Annotated in this window: 9 protein-coding genes; 8 read left to right on the forward strand and 1 reads right to left on the reverse strand. The window is 68.6% G+C overall.

The annotated features are described in order from the left end of the window. Positions 1 to 196: 196 nt before the first annotated feature. From FHS92_RS17835 to FHS92_RS17850, 4 genes are all read left to right on the forward strand, one after another. Positions 197 to 1546 carry a site-specific integrase gene (locus FHS92_RS17835; protein WP_184081930.1) on the forward strand — a complete coding sequence of 450 codons (1350 nt, stop codon included), beginning with the start codon at positions 197 to 199 and terminating at the stop codon, positions 1544 to 1546. Further along, a complete protein-coding gene (locus FHS92_RS17840) occupies positions 1543 to 3330 on the forward strand; it encodes a hypothetical protein (protein WP_184081927.1) in 1788 nt (595 codons plus the stop codon). Before FHS92_RS17835 ends, FHS92_RS17840 begins: the two co-directional genes overlap by 4 nt. Next, positions 3327 to 5504, forward strand: coding sequence for a hypothetical protein (locus FHS92_RS17845; RefSeq protein ID WP_039574906.1), 2178 nt, complete (start codon positions 3327 to 3329; stop codon positions 5502 to 5504). The genes FHS92_RS17840 and FHS92_RS17845 overlap by 4 nt, the downstream gene beginning before the upstream one ends. A 155-nt stretch (positions 5505 to 5659) precedes the next feature. Continuing rightward, entirely contained in the window at positions 5660 to 6529 is an 870-nt protein-coding gene (locus tag FHS92_RS17850) for an ArdC family protein (RefSeq protein WP_184081928.1), read from the forward strand. Between the two features lie 3 nt (positions 6530 to 6532). On the opposite strand, the gene FHS92_RS17855 is transcribed toward FHS92_RS17850, so the two are convergent. Continuing rightward, on the reverse strand, positions 6533 to 6949 hold the full coding sequence (locus FHS92_RS17855) for a MerR family transcriptional regulator (RefSeq protein WP_017184392.1): 417 nt from the start codon (positions 6947 to 6949) through the stop codon (positions 6533 to 6535). A 74-nt stretch (positions 6950 to 7023) separates the two neighbouring features. On the opposite strand from FHS92_RS17855, the gene FHS92_RS17860 reads away from it, so the two are divergent. The 4 genes from FHS92_RS17860 to FHS92_RS17875 form a co-directional block, all read left to right on the forward strand. Continuing rightward, complete coding sequence (locus FHS92_RS17860) at positions 7024 to 7383, forward strand: mercuric reductase (protein ID WP_184081929.1); 360 nt, start codon at positions 7024 to 7026, stop codon at positions 7381 to 7383. Further along, complete coding sequence (locus FHS92_RS17865) at positions 7376 to 7603, forward strand: GDCCVxC domain-containing (seleno)protein (RefSeq protein ID WP_025549113.1); 228 nt, start codon at positions 7376 to 7378, stop codon at positions 7601 to 7603. Before FHS92_RS17860 ends, FHS92_RS17865 begins: the two co-directional genes overlap by 8 nt. Positions 7604 to 7612: 9 nt before the next feature. Beyond that, positions 7613 to 8392: a mercuric reductase gene (gene merB / locus FHS92_RS18615; RefSeq protein WP_025549114.1), complete on the forward strand. Its 780-nt coding sequence runs from the start codon at positions 7613 to 7615 to the stop codon at positions 8390 to 8392. Then, positions 8374 to 8637: FAD-dependent oxidoreductase (locus tag FHS92_RS17875; RefSeq protein WP_343056766.1), on the forward strand; the 264-nt coding region annotated here is incomplete at its 3' end. The genes merB and FHS92_RS17875, both read left to right, overlap by 19 nt.

Below are 8637 nucleotides of genomic sequence, written 5' to 3' on the forward strand. Positions count from 1 at the left end.
TTATCTGGACAGTCTGCGCCGCCCGCAACATTGCAGTAAGGTCGGCGATGGACGCCCACGGTAGGCAGTTATCAGGCTGGCCGTAGCGCTGACCCAAGAGCTGGCGGAGGCCAGCCTGATAACTGCCGGGCCATAGGGCGCATCGGTGTGAGGTCAGCTTCCGGGTGGGGGGTCCGGGGGGGAGGGTTTCGTGCCGGTGTCGATCATTACCGTTTGCGAGCGCCGCGACGCCAGGGGGCTCGACGCGCATGTGCCGCTGATCCTGCGGGGAGACGCTCTCTATGATCCCGATCTCGACCGCTTCTTTGTCGACCTGCCGCTAGCGGGGATCCGCTCGCGCCATTCGCTGCGCGCCTACGCCTATGACGTTGCGGTGTGGCTTCGCTTCCTCGATGCCTGCGGCACGACGATATGGGACGCGGCCCGCGACGATGTGACCGCCTATCACCGCGCGCGGCGGCGCGGCGACGCCGCCCAGCGGATCAGCGCGGCAAGCTGGAACCGGGCAGTCGCCAGCCTCGATCGCCTCTACCGCTGGGGTAAGAGCCAAGGGCTGATTGCCGAAGCGCCGTTCAGTCGGCGCGCTATATGGCGACCGGCGCATGGGGGGCGTCGGGGCATGATCGCCGCGCGCAACGACGCCTATGAACGCACTGCCAAGCGATCGGATGTGCGGTTCGTCACGATGGACGACTACCGCATTTTCCGCGACGTCGGTCTGCGCGGCCTCGCCCTTGACGGTACGGAACGCCCCGGCGCTCGCGATCGCAACGGGCTGCGCAACGCGCTGTTCGCCGATCTTCTCGTCACAACCGGCCTGCGTCTCGAAGAGGCGTCGGGCCTGCTCGCCGATGAGCTTGCGGCCATCGATCACGACCACGATCAGGCTCAGCAGCTTTGGCTGCGCCTGCCGCCGCCGCTCACCAAGGGCGACCGCGGACGCAGCGTCCTGGTCCCGCGCCGGCTCCTTCGTCAGATCACCGCCTATGTCGCCGTCGAGCGCGCCGCGGGCGTGACCAAGTTCGCCGCGCGCGACGGTGCGGCCAGGTTCGAGCGACCGATCCACGTCACCCGCGCCGGTCTCGACCGCATGCGCGATGTCTGCACCCCGGAGGAACGATGCCGCCTGATCCTGTGCGACGAGGATGGAACGCCCCGCGAGCCGGTGGCGCTATGGCTGACCGAGGTCGGGCAGCCTGTCCGCCCCAACTCGTGGGAGGTGATCTTCACCCGGGCCTGCAAGCGGTGCGAGGAGAACGGCTTCCCGCTGTCGATCAGCCCGCACCAGCTTCGCCACACCTTCGCAGTCCATATGCTCGCTCTGCTGATCCAGCAGCGACTGCGCGAGGCCGCACTGCCGGTGGGGCCGGTGGAGAGCTATCGGCTGATCCTGGGCGACCCGCTGCAACAGGTGCAACGCCTGCTCGGCCACGCGAGCCTCGCCACCACCTATGTCTATCTCGACCATATCGCGACCCGCGCCGATACGGTGGATGCGGCCGTCGAGGAGCTGCTGGCGCTGTTGCCGGGACCGCAGGGCGCATGAGCGAGCGTCCCCGCAAGGGCCGGCCTGTCGCCTTCGCGCCCATCACGCCGGAGCGACCGCAGCCCGATCCGGTGTTCGGCCTCAAGTTCACCATCGAGGCGCGGCATGGCGGGACGGTCCTGGTCGATATGACCGCGCTCGATCCTCGCCCGCTCGCCATCGCCTTTGCCGGTGCGCTGCGTCGGTCGGCCGCGCTCGGGGGACCGATCGGTGCGGCCAGCGTCATCAAGCAGTATGTCCAGGTCTATCGTCACTTCTTCGCCTGGCTTGCCGACGAAGGACTGAAGGTGGTTGGCGTCAGCGACCTGCGCGCGGTCCATATCGATGGTTTCGCATCCGCGCTCGAACGGCGTGGGATGGGCGCGATCCACCGTCACATGACGGTCAGCAAGATCATCAACACACTGCGCGCGATCGAAGCAGACCGGCCCGATCGGATCGCACCCGAGCTGCATGAGCGGCTGCGCTACACGCTGGCCACTTCGGCGGGCCGCTCGACCCCGCGCGATGCCTACAGCCCCTTCGTCGCCCGCGCGCTGCGCGACGCGGCGCGAGCCGATGTCGAAGCGATGTTCCGCCGTCTCGGCGCCGACGATCGGACCGACGAGGGTGATCCGGCCATCACCGCCGCCCGCGCCGATGTCGAAGCGATCATCGCGCGGCAGGGCTTTATCGTCGCAGACCAGCCCGAGCTGAAGAGCCTTTATTTCATGCGCATGCGCCGCAACCTGCCAACCGCGACGCTCATCGACGACCTGCATGGCCGGCATCATCTGCTCGCGCGCGACCTGCCGGCGCTGCTCGTGCTGCTCACGCTTGAGACGGGCCTTGAGCCCGAGTGCCTGAAGACGCTGACCGTGGACTGTCTCGCCAATGCCCATGCCGGCACGGTGGAGCTGCGCTATCTGAAGCGCCGGGCTCGCGGCGCCGAGCACAAGAGCATGCGCATCCGCGACGGCGGTGGCGGCACGCCGGGCGGGCTGATCCGCCGCCTGATCGACGCCACGGCGGCTGCCCGCGAGCACCTGCCCGGCGATTGCCTGTGGGCCTATCACAACGTCGGCGGCCTTCGCGCCGGCATAGTCGACCTCAAGTATCCGCTCCCCGCCTGGGCTCGCCGCTGTGGCATTGTCGACGATAACGGCAAGCCGCTGCATCTGCTGCTTTCCCGGCTGCGCAAGACCCACAAGGCGCTGTGGTACACCAAGACCGAGGGGCACATGGCCCGCTTCGCGGTCGGTCACACGCGCGAGGTCGCGGCGCGCCATTATGCCGACCTGCCGTCGCTCCGGCCCCTGCACGAGGCGGCCGTCGCCGATGCCTTTCGCGAGGCGGTCGCCGCCGCGATGCCGACCGTCCTCGCGCCCACGGCCGAGCAGGCGCTGCGCGAAGCGCCCGAGCAGGCGGCGCCGTTGATGTCGGCCGATACGGTGGGGCCGTTGCTCGACGGCGAACAGGATGTCTGGCTCGCCGCCTGCTCGGGCTTCCATAGCAGCCCCTTCTCCGAGGCCGGCTCACCCTGCGCGCAGCCCTTCTGGGGCTGCCTCGATTGCCCCAACGCCGTCATCACCGCGCGCAAGCTTCCCGCGATCCTCGCCTTCCTCGCGTTCGTCGAAGAGCAGCGACCGAGCCTCCCGGCGAGCGACTGGGCGGCCAAGTTCGGCCGCGTCCATTCCCGCATCACGACCCAGGTCCTGCCGGTCTTCTCCGATGCCGTTATCGCCGATGCGCGCCGGCAGATGGAGAGCGAGCGGCTCTATCTGCCGCCGGAAGCACGCGCATGATCACGCCCGCCCATGCCCGCGCACCCGCGTTCGACGATCGGCCCGTGCTGGCCACTGCGCCGCTCAAGGCGGGCCACGCCCGCGAAGAGCTGTCGCGGGTCGGCGACTCAAGCTGGGATCTCGGTCCCGCCGTGTTCCGCGAGAACGCGCGGCGCTGCCATGTCACCGTGCATTTCGACGTGCTCGAACATGCCGATGTGCAGGCGGCGATGCGTGCCTATCTCTACGCCCGCCTCAACGTCGATCTTCCCGGCTACCGCCCGAAGCTGCCGCCGGCGAGCATCCGCCAGGCATTCAACCGCGCACGCCGGTTCTTCGCCTTCGCGCGCCTGACGCTTGGAGGGCTCGACCTTGGCCGCATCGATCAGGCGCTGGCCGATGCCTATGCCAGGCATCTTCGCCACGATTCTGCCCGGCGACCCGTCATAGTCGGCCACCTCCTCGAAGTGGTCTCCGATCTCTATCACTATCGTGACCGCCTCGCTGGCGGAGGCCTCGCGTTTGAGCCCTGGGCCGGACAGGCACCCGCCCGCGTCGCAGGCTATCGGCACGTCGTTGAGAACCGTACCCCGCGGTTTCCGGAAGATGTCATCGCCGCACTGCTCGCCTGGTCATTGCGCTACGTCACCGTCTTCGCGCACGATATTCTATCGGCTCGGGCCGCGCTGGATCGGCTCGAGGCGCGCCGCGCCCGGCTGCTTGCCGCCGAGCGCGGACTGCCTGGCGCAGAGCGCCGCCTGCGGCAGCGCGCGCGCCTCGAGCGCCATATCGCGCGTCGAGCCCGGCAAGGCCGCGGCGTGCCGATCTGGACGACCGCGCATAACGGCGTCACGCGCACCGATCCCCGCACCGGAGAAGCGACGCCGCCGATCAACGTCCATCTTCTCCATCTTCATGCCGGTGTCGATGCTGAGGCGGAACCGGCCATGCATTTCGGACTCGCCAAGGGCGTCTCCGCCCTGATCGAAGCCGCTGCCGCCGACCTGGGCGTCGAAGTGGGCGGCATGGACACGCCGATCTCGATTGATCCCGATAGCGGTCGGCCATGGCGCGCACGCTTCGATGCGAAGACGCTCGCACAAGAGGAACGGATGCTTCAGGCGGCCGCCTATATAGTGTGCGCTTACCTCACCGGCATGCGCGACTGCGAGGTGCAGGCGATGCGGCGGGGGTGCCTCTCGATCGCGCGCAGCGAGGATGGCCTGGTCGAGCGGCATCGCATTCGATCGACCATCTACAAGCGTCGGTCGACCATGGGCGAGGCGGCGAGCTGGGTGACGATCGAGCCGGTCGCAGACGCGATAGCGGTGCTTGAACGCCTGTCGGCAAGACCGACGCGCGCCAGCGGCAGCGATACGCTCTGGCCGGTGCTACGCCCCGGCGCCGCCACCAAGACGCATCTGTCGAGCGAGGTGGTCCGCCAACTCAACGCCTTCCGCGACCACCTCAACGCTGCCTTCGGCAGCCCTGATGTGCCGGTCATCCCGTCCGGACCCGGTGGCAAGCCGTGGCGCATAACGACGCGGCAGTTCCGCCGCACCATCGCATGGCACATCGCCAACCGTCCGTTCGGCACCATCGCCGGCATGATCCAGTATAAGCACGCCTCGGTCGCCGCTTTCGAGGGCTATGCCGGAACCAGCGCATCGGGGTTTCGCGCCGAGGTCGAGGCGCAGCGCCGGCTCGGTCAGCAGGGCGACCTGCTGGACTATTTCGACCGGCGGCAGGGCGGTGCCTCACTCGCGGGGCCGGCGGGACCACGCATCGCGCGGACGCTCGACGATGCGGCCGTGCAGCTCGGGCCCTTGCCCGCCATGATCGCCGACCGCTCCCGGCTACGTGTCATGCTCGCCAGCGTCGCGCGAACCCTCCATGTCGGCCTCCTCGCGGATTGCTTCTTCGATCCCGCCACCGCGCTCTGCCTCAAGCGCGTGACCACCCCCGATCCCAAGCAGCCGCTCACGGCGCTGTGCGAGCCGACCCGCTGTCCCAACGCCTGCATCACCGCCCGTCACAGGCCAGCTTGGGAACGCGCGGCCGATGATGCCAGGGCATTGCTGCGCGAACGACGTCTGTCGGATCTTCAACGCCATGCACTCGCCACCGAGATCAACCGGCTCACTACCGTGATCGACGCCATCGGCCCCGCGCCGCCGGAGGCCAACCCCGGCTGACGGCGGAAGCTCTGCGCCGGTCGGCGCGCTGGCGCAACGGCGTTGCCGTCCTCCGCTTCGCTGCGGCCCTACGGGTGCGCAACCGCGCTTGTGCCCGGCGCTAGTCGAGCTCCGCCGCCGGGGATGGCCCCCGACGGGCAAGCGGAGTTCAGATCATGCCAACTCAGGTACGAGCCGACGTCTATACTCGGGTCACCGAGGCGATCCTTGCAGCGATCGAAGCCGGTACGGGCAACTGGCGCATGCCATGGCATCACAGCGGCGCCGATGTCACCCGGCCGACCAACATCGCCAGCGGCAAGCCCTATCGCGGCATCAACACGGTGTCGCTCTGGGCGGCGGCCTATGGCGGCGGCTATGCGAGCGGGGTCTGGGGCACTTATCGTCAGTGGCAGGACCGCGGCGCCCAGGTCCGCAAGGGCGAGCAGGCCAGCCTCGGCGTCCTCTGGAAGGAGATCAGCCGGCGCGACGACGAGCAGGATGACGAAGATGGCGGCAAGGGACGGCGGCTCTTCGCCCGGGCGTTCAGCCTGTTCAACGCCGATCAGGTCGACGGCTACGCGCCCGAGCCCGGGCCGGTCCTGCCCGAGAGCGAGCGCCTTGCGGCCGCCGAGGCCTTCATCGCCGCGCTCGGTATCGACACGGTCTACGGGTCGAGCAGCGCCTATTACCATCTCGGCGAAGACCGCATCTACATGCCGCACTTCGCAACCTTCCGTAGCGCGCATGGATTCTACGGCACCCATATCCACGAGTGTGCCCATGCCAGCGGCGCGGCGCATCGGCTCGACCGGGATTTCAGCGCCAGGTGGACCAAGGACGCGCTCGCGATGGAGGAAGCGACCGCCGAGCTGACCGCCTCGTTCCTGCTTGCCGACCTCGGCATCGCGCACGATCCGCGTCCCGATCATGCCGCCTATATCGCCTCCTGGCTTGAGGTGCTGAAGAACGACAGCCGCGCGATCTTCACTGCGGCCAGCAAGGCGCAGGCGGCGGCCGATTGGATGCACGCCCAGCAGCCGTGACGCTCACGCGGCCCGCACCTCGGCGCCGAGCGCATCAAGCAGCGGACAGCCCGGATCCTGACCGGCATCGCAGGCTCGCACCGAGTCTGCCAGAACCCGTTCCATCCGCCTGAGGTCCGCGATCCGCGCGCGCACATCCTGCAGATGCGACGCCGCGAGCTCGCGGACTTCGGTGCAGGAGGCCTGGCCGCCGGCCGCGAGTCCGAGCAAGGCGCGCACCTCGTCAAGGGTGAAGCCCAGCTCCCTCGCACGGCGCACGAAGCCCAGGCGAGCCACGTCCTCCCGACCGTAGCTGCGGTAACGGCCCCGCCGCGGCGGAACGGGCAGCAGCCCGATCCGCTCGTAATAGCGGATCGTCTCGATGTTGCAGCTGGTACGGCGCGAGAGTTCGCCGATCTGGATCGCGGCGGTTGCGGCCATCTTCAAAATACCTCTTGAGTCTGTAGTCGCTACAGATGGTAGGATAGCTGCATGCCCGCCACAAGGAGTCGCCCGTGACCCAGACACCAAGCCCGCCCAAGGGGATAAGTACCGCCGCGCTTACCCTGGCGGGGATCGCCGCCGCGTTCGGCGTCGCTGCCTGCTGCGCACTGCCGATCCTCTTGGCATCCGCCGGCATCGGCGCGGCCTGGCTCAGCGGCGTGGCCTTCGTCTCCGCGCCCTATCGCACGCCGCTCCTCGTGATCGGCGCATTATGCCTCGTCGCCGGCGCCGCGCTGCTATTGCGCCAGCAACTCGCCGCCATGCGCTGCGGCCCGGACGGCGTGTGCACGCCGCGCTGGACGCGCATCCTCACTCTCGCCGGCCTATTGGTCGGCGCGGCACTGCTCTGGGCGGGTTATAGCTATGTCTGACGTCGTTCCGGAGCTGCACTCGACCCTGACCTGTCCGCACTGCGGACATCAGGCGACCGAGACGATGCCGACCAACGCATGCCAGTTTTTCTATGACTGCCGGGGCTGCGGCGCGGTCCTCAAGCCCAAGCAGGGCGATTGCTGCGTCTTTTGTTCCTATGGCGACGTTCCGTGTCCGCCGATCCAGATCGAGGGCAAGGGCGCGTCCTGCTGCGGCTGAAGACAAGCCGTGACGCTTGCCACCCCCGCTGACGCTGCCCCTGAACCGACGGTTGCATTCCCCGACGGCACCGTCGTCCCGGACTGGACTGCGGTCACCGCGCCAAGCGCCCATTCGGCCCTGACAGCGCTGTTCGCGGCATTTATCGGCCGCAGGTGGCATGGCATCGACAGCACCGAGGACGAGGTGCGGCGTGCCATCCTCCGGGCCTATGTCACCCAGGGCCACGCGCCGGCGCCGGTGGAGATCGCTGCCGCGGTTGCGCTCCCGCCCGGCGACGTGGCCGCAGCGCTCCACCGGCTCGCCGGACGCGATCTCGTGGTCCTCGACGGCGACGGCCGAGTGAGCGGCGCCTATCCTTTCACCGATGCTCCCAGTGAGCATCAGGTGGAGGCCGCGGGTATCACGATGGGAGCCATGTGCGCCCTCGACGCGCTGGGGATCTGCACGATCGCACCGCACGCCAGCCTCATCCGCTCGTCATGCCGCCAATGCCGGCGCTCGCTTGCGATCCATGTCCACGACCGGGGCTGCACCTTGGGCGACGTCGTGCCCGAGGGGATTCTCGTCTGGTCCGGTCATCGCTACACCGGCGGCTGTGCAGCGTCTTCGCTCTGCACTCAGCAGGCTTTCTTCTGCCATGCCGATCATCTTGAAGCCTGGCGTATGGACGGTTCCGTGACCGCCCGCGACGGCATTCGCCTGACCCTGCGCGAGGCCCTCCAGGTCGGCCGCGCGATCTTTGCACCGATGCTCGGAGGGATATTGCCATGGCCCATTACGACCTGATCGTCATCGGCAGCGGAACAGCCGCCCAGGTCGCGATCGGCCAGGTCCGCGCCGCCGGATGGTCCGTCGCCGTCATCGACCACCGCCCGTTCGGCGGCACCTGTGCGCTACGGGGCTGCGATCCCAAGAAGATGCTGGTCAGCGGCGAAGAGGCGATCGATGCCGCCGCTCGCATGGCCGGACATGGTGTCGGCGGCGACCTGGCGATCGATTGGCCGAGCCTGATGGCGTTCAAGCGCAGCTTT

It is taken from the genome of Sphingobium subterraneum (assembly GCF_014199435.1).
Classification (GTDB): domain Bacteria; phylum Pseudomonadota; class Alphaproteobacteria; order Sphingomonadales; family Sphingomonadaceae; genus Sphingobium; species Sphingobium subterraneum.

Bases quoted from the DNA above. Each gene is read 5' to 3' on its own strand.
- FHS92_RS17840 (WP_184081927.1), top strand. From the start codon at position 1,543: ATGAGCGAGCGTCCCCGCAAGGGCCGGCCTGTCGCCTTCGCGCCCATC.
- FHS92_RS17845 (WP_039574906.1), top strand. From the start codon at position 3,327: ATGATCACGCCCGCCCATGCCCGCGCACCCGCGTTCGACGATCGGCCC.
- FHS92_RS17850 (WP_184081928.1), top strand. From the start codon at position 5,660: ATGCCAACTCAGGTACGAGCCGACGTCTATACTCGGGTCACCGAGGCG.
- FHS92_RS17855 (WP_017184392.1), bottom strand. From the start codon at position 6,949: ATGGCCGCAACCGCCGCGATCCAGATCGGCGAACTCTCGCGCCGTACC.
- FHS92_RS17865 (WP_025549113.1), top strand. From the start codon at position 7,376: ATGTCTGACGTCGTTCCGGAGCTGCACTCGACCCTGACCTGTCCGCAC.